This is a genomic window from Pelomonas sp. Root1444 (assembly GCF_001426885.1).
Taxonomy (GTDB): Bacteria; Pseudomonadota; Gammaproteobacteria; order Burkholderiales; family Burkholderiaceae_C; genus Pelomonas.
In genome coordinates, this window is sequence record NZ_LMFP01000028.1 from 19,097 (window position 1) to 34,633 (window position 15,537).

Here is a 15,537-nt window from a genome sequence, read left to right on the forward strand (position 1 = left end):
TCCAGGCCGGCACTCAACCGAACAGCTCGAGGTTGGCCGGCTTGGCCACGTCGTCCCAGACCTTGTTGGCCAGGGGATGGCGGCTGAACTCCACCAGCCGATACAGCGGCGCGTTGCGGTCGCCACGAATCAACGGCATGTGCCGGGCTGACGTGAAGTCGAGCTTCTTCACCGCATCCAACCAGTAGTTGAAGAAGGCTTCCCGCAGGCTGACCTTGGCCATTTGTGAATGGTCGACGTGGGTTCGCCATCCTGGCGCAGCGTCGTCGAACCGTGCCCGGGCGTCGTCGAGCGCGATGTCGACGTTGCGCTGGAGGTCCATCGTGCTGAAGTGCACCAGCAGGTCCACCTTGGGCAGCTTGGCCAGGGCCTGCAGGATGCCGAAGCTCAGGTACGAGAGGTTGTAGGGGTCGATGTAGGCCAGAACCAGGGCGCCCGACGGCACTGTGGCAGCCATCCTGGGGGCCGTCTCTGCCGCGGGGCCGGTGAACTCCTGGACCGGCGCGTTGAGCGCCCGCAGGCGGGCGGCGCAAGCCTGGGCGCGCTCGGGCTCGATATCGCCAATGAGCATGCGGGTGAATGGCACCCCGTGTGCCTGGGAGCGACGCCAGGCCACCAGCGCACCACCGTCGCGTGTGAAGGATTCGCCTTCAACCTGGATGCGCCCGGGGCCGCAGAACGGGTCGATGTAGACACGCTGCGGCCACTTGGCGCGGGCCTGGCGCGTGCCGCCAAGCCACTTGGCCAGCAGTGTGTGCTTGTCGTCGGGCACCCACCGTCCAACGCCCGTCTCCTTTGGCCCGCGTTCAACCTTCAAGTCTGGACACGGGTCTGGGTCGACCGGCAGAACGAAACGTTGCTTCACCATCAAGCCCTCCCTGGGATTGCTGCATGAACTGGCGCCGACGCTTGACCTGCGACGGCGCGCCATGATCGCCGCTAACCGGCCAGCGTGGCGGGAGGGGCGCTCAGGTGCACCCGGCGGCGCGCCCGGATGTCGCGCCAGGGCATCAGTCACGTCGTTCGTCGCTGCTACATTCGCTTCCGAGGCGCGGCTTCCGCCCGTCTCCCTGCTTTTCCTCCCTGAGCAGGAGCCTGGTCGTGACAGCGATAGGGCTTTGCAACCCCGGCATTGCGTCCGGGGTTTTTCTTTTGCGGCTGGCGGGTGTCTGGAGGCAGGGTCGAGCACGGCGGCAAGTGGGCGCCGGTCAAGGTCCATCGCAATGTGTTCACCAACGGTATCGGTGGTGAAACCTGGGCCTTGCAGGCCCGCATGTTCATGCGCGCATTCGAACCGGGGCTCGCCGGAGGGCCTGACGATCTACATCCTGTGCACGCTGCGATCTCTCGACGGCGACCCGGAGATCCACGCACAGGGGATGCACGCACTGGCTGCCACGAACTGGGTGCGCCAGGATCTGCCGGTGCGCGTGCCGGTGCAGGCGCTGGCTTGAGTTGTGCCCCCGCCGACAGACCGTCTGCCGAGGTGGCGGGGCGTCAAACCAGCCGCTACTTCTTTTCTCGGGTGTCGTTGCCCTGCTGGTGATGCCCGCCGTGGTGATGCCCAAACAGATGCATCAGCGGGCACGCCAAGAGGAACAGGAAGGGAATCGCCTGCGTGAAGTGCGTCAGATGCTCGGTCAGCAGGTAATACAGGCCGACGAGGCCAGCGACGAGCATGAACGCACCCGCCGGTGTCTGCCATACGGCCTTGCGGGTTGGCTGCATGTTGTCCATGGCGTGTTCCTTTCGTTGGCTGCAACGAGAGCTTTGATCGAGACCGTCCGCAGGTGCTTGATCCGCGTCAACTCCGGATGCTGATGACGCGGACCATAGCCCCTTTGGTTCAGCGACTGCCGCAGCCGCAGCAACTACCTGCCGGCTTTTCGGACGTGACGTTGGTCGGCGCGATGGATGTCGGGCTGTATCCCGCGTCCTTGATGGCTTCAGCCAGCTCCTCCGCATCGGCGGAGCTGGGCTCGACCTGCACGCGATGAGTTGCCAGGTCGATCTGCACAGTGGCTGCGTTGTCCACGGCCTTCAGCGCCTTGGTGATGGTGCTGACGCAGTGACCGCAGGTCATGTCGTTAACTTCGAAGGCAATCATGGTGTCCTCCTGGGACTGGGTTGGTGACAGCTGGACTTTCGAGCCTCCTACAGTTGGAAGGTCAAGCCATACCGGCGCAGAATCCCTAAAGAAAGTGAACAAATTCCACGGCCCCTTGACCTTGCCAATGTTGGAACCTTGACGATGCCGTCATCGAACAGCATCTGAGGTCGCCATGAGCATCGCCGCACTCTCCAATCCGCACGGCATCAAGCTTCAAGTCACGGGCATGACCTGCGCTTCCTGTGTCATGCGCGTCGAGAAGACTCTCGAAGCGGTGCCGGGCGTGCAGTCGGCCAGCGTCAACCTGGCGACCGAGGAAGCCACGGTCAGTTCTGACAGTTCGGTCAGCGCGGACGTGCTCGCCGCTGCGGTTCGCAAGGCGGGTTACGACGTTGCCACCTCGCAGACCGTCCTGCAGGTCGAGGGCATGACGTGCGCGTCCTGCGTCGGCCGCGTGGAGCGCGCGCTGATGAAGGTCGCGGGTGTTTCCAGCGCCTCGGTCAACCTCGGTACGGAACGGGCCTCGGTGAAAGCGCTCTCTACCGTCCCTGTCGCTGTGCTGAAGGCGGCGGTCGACAAGGCTGGCTACATCGCGCACGAGCTGAAGAACGAAGGGAAGCAGCCGCCCAGCAAAGCCGCCGATTGGTGGCCTGTGGCTGCCAGCGGCGCGCTGACCCTGCCGCTGATTGCCCCGATGCTGCTGCAGCTCTTCGGCGTTGCGTGGGCGCTGAACGGCTGGGTGCAGCTCGCTCTCGCGACGCCGGTGCAGTTCTGGCTGGGATGGCGCTTCTACCGCGCCGGCTGGAAGGCGGTGATGGCGAAGACGGGCAACATGGACCTCCTCGTCGCCCTCGGCACGTCTGCGGCCTACGGCTTGTCCATCTACCTGCTCATCAAACATGCCGAGCACGGCATGCCCCATCTGTACTTCGAGGCTTCCGCAGCCGTCATTACGCTGGTGCTGTTGGGCAAGTGGTTGGAGCACCGTGCCAAGCGCCAAACCGCCGATGCCATCCGCGCGCTCAACGCCCTGAAGCCTGCCACGGCACGGGTGCGCCGCAACGGCGTCGAGTCCGACATACCTGTGGACCAGGTGGCCGTCGGCGAGCTGGTCATCGTCCGGCCAGGTGATCGCGTGGCGGTGGACGGCGAAATCGTCGAAGGTCGCAGCCACATCGATGAATCGCTCATCACGGGCGAGAGCCTTCCCATTGCCAAGAACGTCGGCGACAAGGTGACAGGAGGCGCAGTCAACGCCGAAGGCGTACTGCTCGTCCGCACGACCGCCATCGGCGCTGAGACGACCTTGGCCCGCATCATCCGCATGGTCGAGTCGGCCCAGGCGGCCAAGGCGCCCATCCAACGCATCGTCGACCGGGTCAGCGCGGTGTTCGTCCCCGTGGTGCTGGGCATCGCCCTGGCAACCTTCCTTGGGTGGGTGGGGTTCACCGGAAATTGGGAGGCGGCTCTCATCAACGCTGTGGCGGTCTTGGTCATTGCATGCCCCTGCGCTCTCGGCCTGGCGACTCCAACCGCCATCATGGCCGGCACCGGCGTGGCGGCCCGCCACGGCATCCTCATCAAGGACGCCGAGGCGCTCGAAGTCGCGCACGCGGTGACGGTCGTTGCCTTCGACAAGACGGGCACATTGACCGAGGGCAAGCCCTCGCTCGCGGCGATAGAGCCCGCCGAGGGAGTAACGCGCGAAGACGTGCTGCGCTTCGCCGCGGCACTCCAACGGTCGAGCAGCCACCCGCTGGCCGCCGCGATCATGGACAGGGTGCGCGATGAACGCGTGTCGGTGCCCGAGGCGCACCAGGTCGCGGCGCTGCCAGGTCGTGGTGTGGAGGGGCTCGTGCGCGGCCAGAGGTTGACCCTCGGCAGCACCCGCCTGCTGCGGGAACTGGGGCTGGAGGAAGGCTCGGCGCGGCATGCCGCTTACCAGCTCGAAGGCCAAGGCAAGACCGTGTCCTGGCTCATCGGCTCACAAGGTGACGAACGGCGCGTGCTCGGCCTCCTGGCGTTTGGAGATACGGTCAAAGCGACAGCCGGCGCGGCCGTGGCCAGGCTTCATGAACTCGGCATCAGGACCGTCATGTTGACGGGCGACAACCGAGGAGCTGCTGAAGCCGTGGCGAGGCAGTTGGGCATCGACGAGGTCCACGCCGAGGTCTTGCCCGGTGACAAGGCGAGCGTCGTCAAGGCGTTGCGCGACGCCGGTGAGGTGGTCGCTTTTGTCGGCGACGGCCTGAACGACGGCCCGGCGCTGGCGGCGGCATCCGTGTCGTACGCGATGGCAGGAGGCGCCGACGTTGCGACCGAGACAGCCGGTATCACGCTGATGCGCGGCGACCCGCGGCTGGTGGCGGACTCGCTCGACGTGTCGCGCCGCACATACTCAAAAATTAAGCAGGGCTTGTTCTGGGCCTTCGGCTACAACGTGTTGGGCATCCCGCTGGCGGCACTCGGGCTGCTGAACCCGGTGATTGCCGGAGCAGCGATGGCCTTCAGCAGCGTGAGCGTCGTGGCCAACGCGCTGACCCTGCGCCGCTGGCGCGGCGCGACCGATACCCCTGCATCGTGAATCACGACCAGATGAGGACCAGACAGATGAGCATGAACATCGGCGAAGCGGCGAAGGCATCGGGCGTGTCGGCCAAGATGATTCGGCACTATGAAAGCGTCGGCCTGTTCCCGGAAGCGGCGCGGACCGAGTCGGGGTACCGGCAGTACACCGACAAGGAGGTCTCCACGCTGCGGTTCATACGCCAGTCCCGCGACCTCGGGTTCTCCATCGAGCAAATCCGCGAACTGCTCAGCCTGTGGCAGAACCGCAAACGTCCCAGTCGCCAAGTTCGGGCATTGGCTCAGGCCCACATCGTGGAACTGGACGAGAAGCTCAAGGAACTGCATGCGATGAAGGCGACGCTCGAACATCTCGTTCAGTGCTGCCACGGTGACGAGCGCCCGGACTGCCCCATCATCGATACGCTCGCGCAAGACGCCCCGGCGGTGCAGCATGCGGCGCACGGCAAGACGTCAGGCTTACGACCTGGGCGTCACCCCCTGAAGGCAAGCTAGACCAGTCCGCAGGCATGCTCCTCGAAGATGAAACGAGGCGCTAACCGCTTGACCTTGTCACAGTGGCAGGGTTTACGATGCTTTGTGAAACGGGGTCGCTCGAGACCCCGATAGCCTGACACCTGTCCTATTTGTTGCCTTGCGTGTGAAGACCATCCGGATCTGGTTCCTGCTGCTGCTGGCTGTACTGCTCCCCATCAGGGGTGCGGTGGCTGCAGCCATGCTGTGCCCGGTCGGCAGCTCGGGCATGCAGAGCGAACTGCGCATCGCTCAAGACGCGCACCACCACGACATGGACCACCAAGAGGCGGCGCACGACCATGGCGGCGCCGGCCACCATGACGGGCATGACCATAGTGCTGTGGACAAGTGCAACATGTGTTCGGCCTTCTGTTCATTGACGCCTTTGGTGAGCAATGCGCCCCAGCTGCCAGAGCCCGCGGCTCTTCCCAGCGTCAAGTTCCCGGATTTCTCGACTCCTGCGCCGAGCTTCCTCTCGGACCGCCAGGAGCGCCCACCCCGAACCATCTGACCCACCTAGGCCTCCCAGGGAGGCCTGACTGGGCTCGTGCGTCCGCCAGTAGGCCGGCGCGCGGGAGTCCTCTGGCTATGGCGATGCCGAGCCGATGAACCACATGGTTTCGAACAATGAACAACCTCTTTTTCGGGCTCGTGCCCGTGGCGGCGCTGTGCCTGCCCCTGCTTGCGCTTGGGCAAACGGGTCGAGCTGACCCTGCGGCCGCGAAGGCGCCCGCGCCCGCGCTGCGCTACCAATCGGCCTTCACTGACTACAAGCCCTGGCAAGACGCGAAGCCAGGGGACTGGCGAGCACTCAATGACGACCTGCGCGCTCAAGCGGCGGGCGGCAGTGGGCACGCTGGCCACAACATGCCGGGGATGCCGGCCGCGGCTTCGGCGCCAGCTCCGGCCGCATCCAAGCCGGCCATGCCGCAGCACGGCGCACATCACCAGCATGGAGGCAAGCAATGATGAAGTTGACCGCCGCCGCTCTAGCGGCCCTCCTGCTGGCAGGCTGCGCGTCGTTCTCCCCGGACGGCGGGGCCGGCAAGGTTACCGAACTGACGAAAGAGCGCACCGGCCAGAGCGTCAGCCTCCAGCGCTACGCGACGGACGTCGACTCCGCGAGCGTTCGCGTTGCGGAACTGCTCAAGCAGCAGCTGACCGCTGACGGCGCGGTCGAGGTTGCGCTTCTGAACAGCCGAGGCTTGCAGGCAAGCTTCTCGGAGCTTGGTATCGCCGAGGCCGACCGCGTGCGCGCGGGCCGCCTGGCCAATCCGACCTTCTCCTTTGGTCGCCTCAGTGGTCACGGTGTGACGGAGATCGACCGCTCGGTGATGTTCAACTTCCTCGGCCTGCTGACACTGCCCGTCGCGAGCCAGGTGGCGCAGCGACAGCTCGAACAGGCGCAGTACCAGGCCGCCTTTGACGCTGTCGGCGTGGCGGCGGAAGCGCGCAAGGCGTTCTTCGGCGCAGTCGCCGCCCAGGACCTCGTGGGCTACTACGAGCAGGTCAAGGACGCGGCAGACGCTTCTAACGACCTGGCGCGGCGCATGCTGAAGGCGGGCAACTTCAGCAAGCTCGCCCAGATGCGCGAGCAGTCCTTCTATGCCGATGCGACTGCCAACCTGGCACGCGCGCGCCATCAGGCGGTCGCGGAGAGGGAGCGGCTGGTGCGAGCGCTGGGCCTGTCGGGCGACCAGCTCACTTTCCAACTCTCCGAGCATCTGCCCGAACTGCCGAAGACGCCCGTCGAACCGAAGGACGCCGAGCAGACCGCCATCGACAAGCGTCTGGATGTGCTGATGGCCAAGCGCGGTACGGAGGCCACGGCCAAGTCGCTGGGACTGACTCGGAGCACGCGTTTCATCAATGTCCTCCATGCTGGCTACGCCAACATGAGCGAGACGGGCGAACCGCGGAAGAACGGTTTTGAAATCGAGCTGGAGCTGCCGCTCTTCGACTTCGGTTCAACCCGCACGGCCCGGGCGGAAGCCATCTACATGCAGTCGGTCCATCGAACGGCTGAAGTCGCCGTCAACGCGCGGTCCGAAGTGCGCGAGTCCTACTCGGCCTACCGGACGGCGTTCGACCTGGCGCGGCACTATCGCGAAGAGGTTGTTCCTCTGCGCAAGCGCATCTCGGAAGAGAACCTGCTTCGCTACAACGGGATGCTCTCCAGCGTCTTCGAGTTGCTCGCGGATGCACGCGACCAGGTCTCAACCGTGACTGCCGCCATCGAAGCCCAGCGCGACTACTGGATTGCCGAGACCAATTTGCAAACAGCGCTGACGGGCCGTTCGCCCAGCGGCAGCCCCGCCATGGGTCCTGCGAAGGCCGCGGCCGCCGAGCAAGCCGGTCACTGAAAGACATCGACATGAACAACCGCAGAACCTTCTTCAAGACGGCCGGTGCCACCTTCATTGGCGCAGCCGCAGTCAGCCGCGTGGGGGCCGCGTCCCTTCCGGAAGCCGTCATCCAGACAGCGGCGACGACGCAGATTCCACCGCCGCCTCCAAACGGCCGGCCCTTCAATCCACTGGTGACGCTCAACGGCTGGTCGCTGCCCTGGCGAATGAAGGATGGCGTCAAGGAGTTCCACCTGGTCGCAGAGCCGGTCGTCCGGGAGATTGCACCCGGCATGAACGCCAACCTTTGGGGCTACAACGGCTCCAGCCCCGGGCCGACCATCGAGGCCGTCGAAGGCGATCGCGTCCGCATCTTCGTCACCAACAAGCTTCCCGAGGTGACGAGCGTGCACTGGCACGGCGTGCTGCTGCCCTCGGGGATGGACGGCGTAACCGGACTCACCCAGCCGCCCATCGCCGTGGGCAAGACCTTCATGTACGAGTTCGTGTTGCAACGCCCGGGCACGCACATGTACCACCCGCATGCCGACGAGATGGTCCAGATGGCGATGGGGATGATGGGCTTGTTCATCATCCATCCCAAGGACCCGAAGCAGTACCGCGTCGACCGCGACTACGGCTTCATCCTGAACGCCTACGACATCGAGCCGGGCAGCGCGACGCCGCGCGTGAACACCATGCTCGACTTCAACCTGTGGACATGGAACAGCCGGGCCTTCCCGGGCATCGACCCCTTCGTCGCGCGAACGGGTGAAAGGGTGCGCATCCGGGTGGGCAACCTGACGATGACCAACCACCCCATCCACATGCACGGTCCCCACTTCGAGGTGACCGGCACGGATGGTGGTTGGGTTCCCAAAAGCGCGCGTTGGCCCGAGGTCACGACGGACGTGGCGGTGGGCCAGATGCGTGCCTTCGAGTTCGACGCCGTCGCGGGCGACTGGGCCATCCACTGCCACAAGAGCCACCACACGATGAACGCTATGGGACACAACGTGCCCACCATGATCGGCGTCGACCACACCGAGGTCGCCAGGAAGATCACGAAGCTCGTCCCCGATTACATGGTCATGGGCGACAAGGGCATGCACGACATGGCCGAGATGGAGATGCCCATCCCGGACAACACGCTGCCGATGATGACCGGCACCGGCCCGTTCGGGCCGGTGGGCATGGGCGGCATGTTCAGCGTCGTGAAGGTGCGCGACGACGTCAAGCGCGGGGACTACACCGACCCCGGCCCCTACAAGCACCCGGCCGGCACGATCGCCAACGAATACACCGCTGAGATGCCCGAGCCTGAGCGCGCTGCCACGCCCAAGGGCGACACCAAGCCCCTGCAAGTTCGCAAGCCCAGCGGCCACCAAGGCCATTGAAAGAAGACCCCATGAAGAAGCTACACGTTCTGACCCTGGCCGCGCTGGTGGCCGCCTCGTCCGCGGCCTTTGCCCACGGCGACGAAGAACACGCGAAGCCGCGCAAGTTCGATCCCGCGAAGGTGGAGGCCACCGATTTCGGCCAGGAAGGCGACCCAAAAAAGGTCACGCGCACGATCAAGGTCGACATGGCCGACAACATGCGGTTCACGCCGGCAAACCTTGCCGTCAAGCGCGGCGAAACCGTCAAGTTCGTCGTGCACAACGACGGCAAGCTTCTGCACGAGATGGTGCTGGGGACCAAGAAGGCCCTCGTCGAGCACGCGGAGTTGATGAAGAAGTTTCCCGACATGGAACACGCCGACCCCAGCATCGCCCACGTCAAGCCCGGCAAGCGCGGCGAAATCGTCTGGCAGTTCACCAAGCCCGGTGAGTTCCAGTTCGCCTGCCTGCAGCCGGGGCATTTCGAAGCCGGCATGGTCGGCAGGCTGACCGTCAAGTAGATCGCCCAACCCACCCTGAAAGGACTCACGACATGAAACTCACCCACATCATCGCCATCGTCTCGTCCGCCACCGCCCTGAGCGCCACCGCACAGACAACTCCCGCGTCCGCCGCCGACCATGCAGCTCACCACCCGGCGACGGCCGCCGCGCCCCTGAGCGACGGGGAGGTGCGCAAGGTAGATAAGGCGCAGGGCAAGCTGACGCTGCGCCACGGGCCCCTGGAGAACCTCGCCATGCCAGCCATGACCATGGTCTTCAAGGTCGCGGACCCGAAGATGCTGGACAGCCTCAAGGAGGGCGACAAGGTCAAGTTCACTGCGGACAAGGTGAACGGCGCCTTCACTGTCACGGCCATCCAGCCAACCAAGTGATGCCAGAGATCGGTCAGCGAAGCGGCTGGCTTCGCGCTGGCCGCTTCGCCGGCGACTATGGCGGCCAGGTGCGCAGGCTGTCGATGTTGTGCGCCTGCCGCCGAACCCAATGGCTTGATCGAGGTCAATCAGCGTTCAAAGCATTTCAGTGAGTATGGACTTCATGAACATGTCACCCGCTGGATCCCGTCAAGGTGTCTCCCTTGGAAAGCGCCCGTGACCATGCAGGTGTCGAGCTCGGTCCCTGGCGCCCTGAAGGCCGCGGAGCTGCTTTCGACGGCGGGCGCGGCTGTGCTGGGCGCCGGAATCGCACTGTTGTGGCCCCGCCTGGCTGACGACGCGCCTGCCATCCTGGTTGTCGGCGCGCTCACTCATGCCACCGGCATGGTTCTCAAGCAGCGTCTGCAACGCGGCCAAATCCAGCCGCGCTGGAGTCGGTGGCTCTTCGCGGGTTGCTGGATTGCCCTTGCCCTGCTGGGCATTGCGCTGGTCTGGCGTGTGGCACAGGGATAGAACGGAGAAAGATATGGATCACCACCACAACCACGGCGGGCTCACCGCTGCCACCGTCTCCGAGCCCCACAGCGCCACGGTCTACACCTGCCCGATGCATCCAGAGGTCCGCCAGGACCGGCCCGGCGATTGCCCCAAATGCGGCATGCACCTGGTGCCCGAAGGCCAGGCCGAAGGCAACCGCATCGACACGGCGACACCGCGTGGCCATGACCATGGGCATGCTCATCACCACGACGGTCCCGCCACTGCATTGCGTCCCACGGCCGTCGCTGCCGGTGCTTCTCCAGCAGCTGCGCCCGCCGATGCGCCAGCAATGGCGGGCACCATCTACACCTGCCCAATGCACCCTGAGATCCGGCAGGACCATCCCGGCAGCTGCCCCAAGTGCGGCATGACGCTGGAGCCGTTGATCCCCGAGGCAACGGCGGACGACGACAACCCCGAACTGCGCGACTTCTCCCGACGCTTCTGGTGGACGCTGCCGCTGACGGTGGTGGTCACGACCTTGGCCATGGCCGGGCACCGCTTCGGCCTCATGGCCCCGGCCCAGCAAAGCTGGCTGGAATTGCTGCTCTCGTTGCCGGTGGTGCTCTGGGCCGGCTGGCCGTTCTTTGTGCGCTGCCTGCAGTCGTTCCTGCACCGCAGCCCGAACATGTGGACGCTCATCGGTATCGGCACCGGCGCGGCGTTCGCCTACAGCGTCGTGGCGACGGTCGCACCGCAGCTCTTCCCGACCAGCTTCACCGCTCACGGCCGCATCGGCGTCTATTTCGAGGCGGCCGCAGTCATCATCTCGCTCACCCTGTTGGGCCAGATGCTGGAGTTGAAGGCGCGGTCCCAAACCTCCGCCGCCATCAAGTCGCTGCTTCGTCTCTCCCCCAAGACCGCCCGTCGCATCGAGCCCGACGGCAGCGAGGCGGACGTACCGCTTACCGATGTGCATGTGGGTGACCGTCTGCGCATCCGGCCGGGCGAAAAGGTACCGGTGGATGGCGTCGTGCTCGAAGGCACGAGCGCCGTCGACGAGGCCATGTTGACCGGCGAGCCGGTGCCCGTCACGAAGCGCCCCGGTGACAAGGTCATCGGCGCCACCATCAACACCTCGGGCTCGCTGGTCATGAAGTCCGAGCGGGTCGGGTCGCAGACCATGCTGTCCCAGATCGTGCAGATGGTGGCGCAGGCCCAGCGCTCAAAGGCGCCCATGCAGCGCATGGCCGACCAGGTCGCCGGCTGGTTCGTGTTGGTCGTGATCGGTATCGCCCTGGCTTCATTTTTCGCCTGGGGGTTGCTAGGCGGCGAGCAAGGCTGGCAGTTCGGGCTCATCAACGCGGTGTCGGTGCTCATCATTGCCTGCCCCTGTGCGCTGGGCCTTGCGACGCCGATGTCCATCATGGTGGCCACAGGCAAGGCGGCCACACAGGGCATCCTGTTCCGCGATGCGTCGGCCATCGAGAACTTCCGGCGCGTCGACACGATGATCGTCGACAAGACGGGCACGCTCACTGAAGGGAAGCCAGCTTTCGACCGCGCGGTGGCGACCCCGGGCGCGACCGAGGACGAGGTGCTGCGCCTTGCAGCGAGCCTTGACCAGGGCAGCGAGCATCCGCTGGCGCACGCGATCGTGGACGCCGCGCGCAGCCGGAACCTGACCCTGTCGGCAGCAGTTGATTTCGAGTCCTCGACCGGCATCGGCGTGCGCGGCGGGATCGACGGGCAAAAGCTGGTGCTCGGCAATACCGCCCTGATGGAGCAGGACGGTGTCGACGTGACGCCGCTTCATGGTCCCGCGGAGGAAATGCGTCAGCGCGGCAGCAGCGTCATGTTTCTGGCTCGTGACGGGCAGCTGCTGGGCATCCTGGCGGTCTCGGATCCGATCAAGCCAAGCACGCCAGAGGCGGTGAAGAGCCTCCAGGATGCAGGGATGCGGGTGGTGATGGCCACGGGCGACGGCCTGACCACCGCCAAGTCAGTCGCCAAGCAGCTGGGCATCGACGAGGTGTACGGCGAGGTCAAGCCCGCCGACAAGCTGGCGCTGGTCGACAGGTTGCAGCGCGAAGGCCGCGTCGTCGGCATGGCGGGTGACGGCATCAACGATGCCCCTGCGCTCGCCAAGGCCGACGTGGGTGTGGCGATGGGTACCGGCACCGACGTGGCCATGAACAGCGCCCAGGTAACCCTGGTCAAGGGCGATCTCCGGGGCATCGCCCGCGCTCGCGGCATCTCGCAGGCGACCATCGCCAACATGCGACAGAACCTGATGTTCGCCTTCGTCTACAACGCCCTGGGCGTACCGCTGGCGGCCGGAGCGCTGTACCCGTTCACCGGGTGGCTGCTGTCGCCCATGATTGCGGCGCTGGCCATGAGCCTGTCTTCGGTCAGCGTGGTTTTCAATTCGCTGCGGCTTCGGGGCGCCAAGTGAACAGCCGTACGGTCCAGCCGACCGTGCCAGCGCTGAATCGCCGTCAGCGGGTCGCACGCACGTTGATCACCCTGAACGGCCTGTGGATAGTCGGACTCGGGCTGTACTTCATTTTTGTGCGCCCGGCGTTGCTGCCCGAGGATGTGCGCTACATCGGTCTGGAACCGGCGGCGATCCGCGCGCAGTTGCCAGGGTTGGAGCGCTGGCTGGGTCACGTCTTCATCGTGATGGGCGGCTTCATGGCTGGAGCCGGCGTGCTCACCCTGCATCTCGCCCGCAGCGCCCTATGGGAACGCCCCAGCACGCTGGTGACTGTGGCGGTCAGCGGTGCGCTGACGGTTGCACTGATGAGTGCGGTCAACTTTGCGATCGACTCCGACTTTCGGTGGGTGCTGTTGCTGCCCGTCGGCCTTTGGGCGGCAGGGCTCGGTTTCGCTTCGTCGGCACGCCAGGGCACGTAGCTGCCGCGAACGCCAGCAACGCGCCAGCAACGGGAGCGCTGATTGCTGCGCCCTGAGGCGGGATCCCCCGCCGCGCCCGCTATTCAGGAGACTTTCCATGAACCGCCTTCTTGCCACCTCGGTCCGTTTCGCTCTCTGTCCGGTTGTCCTCGCCGTTGGTTTGAGCAGTGCTGCGTTGGCTCAGCCAACCAACCACGGCTCCGAGCAAATGAACAAGGCCATGATGTCTGGCATGCAGCAGATGCAGGGCATGAAGATGACCGGCGACACCGACAAGGACTTCGCCATGATGATGAAGATGCATCACCAGCAAGCGCTGGACATGGCCAAGGCTGAGGTCGAGCACGGCAAGTCGGCTGAACTGAAGGCCATGGCCCAGAAGATGATCAAGGATCAGACGCAGGAAATCGCCAAGCTGGATGCTTGGCTGCAGAAGAGCAAGTGAGGCCTGGCCGCCGTTGCCAACCCGCCAAAAGACGCAAGGCTTTGCGTTGGCGCAAGTCGACGCCGCCACAGTCCCCGTCCCAATCGCTAAACTCGCGACATGAAGTTGAAGAAGGCCTACCGACGCTGGTTCGCGAGCATGCTCGCGCTGGTGCTGGTGTGCCTGCAACTCTCGACGGCGGCCTACGCCTGCCCGGCACCTGCCGGGTCGCAGTCGACGCCGATGGTCGCCATGGCCGGCATGTCCGACTGTGACCAGGCGTCCTCAATGGACACCCAGCAGCCGCAGTTGTGCAAGGCGCACTGCGACCGCGACAAGCAGACGGTCAACAACGTGCCGGCACCGGATCTGGCGCCCACGGTCATCCTCGACCCGCTGCTGACCCGCCTGGCCCTCTGGCTTGCGCCCGAAGCGGTCGAGGCACTTCCGGCGGTCATCACCGCCCATACCGGCCCGCCTGACGGCACGCCGCCGGTCTATCTCGCCCTCCAGGTCTTCCGCATTTGAGCCCTGACGTCCGTGCTGCCGCCTGAGCGGCGGTGCATCCGCGTCTCGCGATCGTCCTCGATCGCTTCCAGGGTCTTTGTGGAGAGCCACCATGGCCAACTTCTTACGAGCGGGACCGCAGTCCCGTTCTCTCATCGCGGCCAGCATCGTGGCCGCGGTCTTGCTGGTCGCATCAGCGGCCCATGCCGCACCACTGAGCTTCGAGCAGGCGCAGCTGCTGGCCGAGCAGCGCTCGGCGGCGCTGACAGCGCGCCAGGCCGCCGCCGACGGCGCGCAACAGGCACGCACGGCTGCCGGGCAGCTGCCCGATCCGAAGCTGGCAGTCGGCGTCGAGAACTTTCCGATCTCCGGGCCGGAGCGGTTCAGCTGGAACCGGGAGTCGATGACGATGCGCCGGGTCGGCTTCATGCAGGACGTGCCCAACGCCGCCAAGCGGGCAGCACAGCGCGACGCAGCTGGCGCCAAGGCGGAGCGCGAGCGCGCGATGCTGGAGGCCGAACGCCTGGCCGTGCGCCGCGAGGCTGCGCTGGCCTGGCTCAACTTGCACTTCGCCGAGCGCAGGCTGGCCGCCTTTGCCACCCTTGAGCAGGAAAACCGACTCCTGCAGGACACCCTGGCCGCACGCGTGGCGTCTGGCGCCGTGACGCCTGCCGACGCGCTGATGGCACGGCAGGAACTGCTGGACCTGGACGACCGCCGGGACGAGCTCCAGGCTGGTGTCGAGCAGGCGCGTGCCCAGTTGCGTCGGTGGACGGGGGAGCAGTCGGACCTGACAACCTCCTCCGAGGCGCCTGTGCTGCGACCCGATCTCGCCCGATTGCTCGGTGGGCTTGATCGGCACGCCGAACTTCTTGCCTTCAACCCGATGCTGGCCATGGCCCGCGCTGATCTTGACGAGGCCGTGGCCATGCGTCGAGGCGATTGGGGCTGGGAGGTGGCCTACGGCAACCGCGCCCGGGCCTTCGGGGACATGGTGTCCTTCCAGTTGACCTTCGAGCTGCCGGTTTCCAGGTCCACACGTCAGGAACCCGTGATCGCCTCGCGCCAAAAGGAGGTGGAGCGGCTGCAGGCCGAACGCGAGGACGCGCTGCGCCGAATCCGTGCCGACGTGGACGGCCAGGTGGCCGAGCTGCAGCGCCTGGAGCGCGTGCAGCAGCGCCAGCGCAGCGTTGCCTTGCCCCTCGCGCAGGAGCGCGCCCAGGTGACCCTGGCCAGCTACCAGTCGGGTCGCGCCGACCTCGGCGCCGTGCTCGCCGCGCGCAAGAACGCCGTCGAGGCGCAGTTGCGCGATCTCGATCTTCAAGCCCAGGTGCTCGCCCAGCAGGCCCGCCTGGCCTATCTCATTGCGGAGTGACCCC

General features: G+C 65.8%; 17 protein-coding genes. 14 read left to right on the top strand and 3 right to left on the bottom strand.

The window, feature by feature from the left end; genetic code table 11:
* Window positions 1-13: 13 nt before the first annotated feature.
* The 3 genes from ASD35_RS17980 to ASD35_RS17990 all read right to left on the bottom strand — a co-directional run bounded on the left by ASD35_RS17980 (window position 14) and on the right by ASD35_RS17990 (window position 2,107).
* Entirely contained in the window at window positions 14-1,018 is a 1,005-nt protein-coding gene (locus tag ASD35_RS17980; RefSeq protein WP_235538391.1) for a three-Cys-motif partner protein TcmP, read from the bottom strand.
* A 491-nt stretch (window positions 1,019-1,509) separates the two neighbouring features.
* The gene (locus ASD35_RS17985) at window positions 1,510-1,737 is read right to left on the bottom strand and encodes a DUF2933 domain-containing protein (protein WP_200956070.1); all 228 of its coding nucleotides are present in this window, start codon (window positions 1,735-1,737) and stop codon (window positions 1,510-1,512) included.
* 109 nt (window positions 1,738-1,846) lie between these two features.
* A complete protein-coding gene (locus ASD35_RS17990; RefSeq protein WP_056876350.1) occupies window positions 1,847-2,107 on the bottom strand; it encodes a heavy-metal-associated domain-containing protein in 261 nt (86 codons plus the stop codon).
* A 175-nt stretch (window positions 2,108-2,282) separates the two neighbouring features.
* Here ASD35_RS17990 and ASD35_RS17995 point away from each other — a divergent pair, with 175 nt between their 5' ends.
* The 14 genes from ASD35_RS17995 to ASD35_RS18055 all read left to right on the top strand — a co-directional run bounded on the left by ASD35_RS17995 (window position 2,283) and on the right by ASD35_RS18055 (window position 15,533).
* Window positions 2,283-4,694: a heavy metal translocating P-type ATPase gene (locus ASD35_RS17995; RefSeq protein WP_056876351.1), complete on the top strand. Its 2,412-nt coding sequence runs from the start codon at window positions 2,283-2,285 to the stop codon at window positions 4,692-4,694.
* A 32-nt stretch (window positions 4,695-4,726) separates the two neighbouring features.
* Window positions 4,727-5,191 (top strand): Cu(I)-responsive transcriptional regulator, encoded by a 465-nt coding sequence (gene cueR / locus ASD35_RS18000; protein WP_200956087.1) that lies wholly within the window; start codon window positions 4,727-4,729, stop codon window positions 5,189-5,191.
* Between the two features lie 145 nt (window positions 5,192-5,336).
* A complete protein-coding gene (locus ASD35_RS18005; protein ID WP_056876352.1) occupies window positions 5,337-5,723 on the top strand; it encodes a DUF2946 family protein in 387 nt (128 codons plus the stop codon).
* 116 nt (window positions 5,724-5,839) lie between these two features.
* Window positions 5,840-6,181 (top strand): hypothetical protein, encoded by a 342-nt coding sequence (locus tag ASD35_RS27355; RefSeq protein ID WP_157275646.1) that lies wholly within the window; start codon window positions 5,840-5,842, stop codon window positions 6,179-6,181.
* Window positions 6,178-7,575 carry a TolC family protein gene (locus ASD35_RS18010; RefSeq protein ID WP_056876353.1) on the top strand — a complete coding sequence of 466 codons (1,398 nt, stop codon included), beginning with the start codon at window positions 6,178-6,180 and terminating at the stop codon, window positions 7,573-7,575. The genes ASD35_RS27355 and ASD35_RS18010 overlap by 4 nt, the downstream gene beginning before the upstream one ends.
* Window positions 7,576-7,586: 11 nt before the next feature.
* Window positions 7,587-8,954: a multicopper oxidase family protein gene (locus ASD35_RS18015; protein WP_056876354.1), complete on the top strand. Its 1,368-nt coding sequence runs from the start codon at window positions 7,587-7,589 to the stop codon at window positions 8,952-8,954.
* A gap of 11 nt (window positions 8,955-8,965) precedes the next feature.
* On the top strand, window positions 8,966-9,457 hold the full coding sequence (locus ASD35_RS18020; RefSeq protein WP_056876355.1) for a plastocyanin/azurin family copper-binding protein: 492 nt from the start codon (window positions 8,966-8,968) through the stop codon (window positions 9,455-9,457).
* Between the two features lie 32 nt (window positions 9,458-9,489).
* Window positions 9,490-9,831 (top strand): copper-binding protein, encoded by a 342-nt coding sequence (locus ASD35_RS18025; protein ID WP_056876356.1) that lies wholly within the window; start codon window positions 9,490-9,492, stop codon window positions 9,829-9,831.
* Window positions 9,832-10,047: 216 nt separating this feature from the next.
* Window positions 10,048-10,344, top strand: coding sequence for a hypothetical protein (locus ASD35_RS18030; RefSeq protein ID WP_157275647.1), 297 nt, complete (start codon window positions 10,048-10,050; stop codon window positions 10,342-10,344).
* Between the two features lie 13 nt (window positions 10,345-10,357).
* Window positions 10,358-12,766, top strand: coding sequence for a copper-translocating P-type ATPase (locus tag ASD35_RS18035; RefSeq protein WP_082580265.1), 2,409 nt, complete (start codon window positions 10,358-10,360; stop codon window positions 12,764-12,766).
* A 62-nt stretch (window positions 12,767-12,828) separates the two neighbouring features.
* Entirely contained in the window at window positions 12,829-13,227 is a 399-nt protein-coding gene (locus tag ASD35_RS18040; protein ID WP_056876358.1) for a hypothetical protein, read from the top strand.
* A 97-nt stretch (window positions 13,228-13,324) separates the two neighbouring features.
* On the top strand, window positions 13,325-13,672 hold the full coding sequence (locus tag ASD35_RS18045; RefSeq protein WP_082580266.1) for a DUF305 domain-containing protein: 348 nt from the start codon (window positions 13,325-13,327) through the stop codon (window positions 13,670-13,672).
* Window positions 13,673-13,771: 99 nt separating this feature from the next.
* A complete protein-coding gene (locus tag ASD35_RS18050) occupies window positions 13,772-14,179 on the top strand; it encodes a hypothetical protein (protein ID WP_056876360.1) in 408 nt (135 codons plus the stop codon).
* A 148-nt stretch (window positions 14,180-14,327) separates the two neighbouring features.
* Window positions 14,328-15,533: a TolC family protein gene (locus ASD35_RS18055; RefSeq protein ID WP_162254491.1), complete on the top strand. Its 1,206-nt coding sequence runs from the start codon at window positions 14,328-14,330 to the stop codon at window positions 15,531-15,533.
* Window positions 15,534-15,537: the final 4 nt, after the last annotated feature.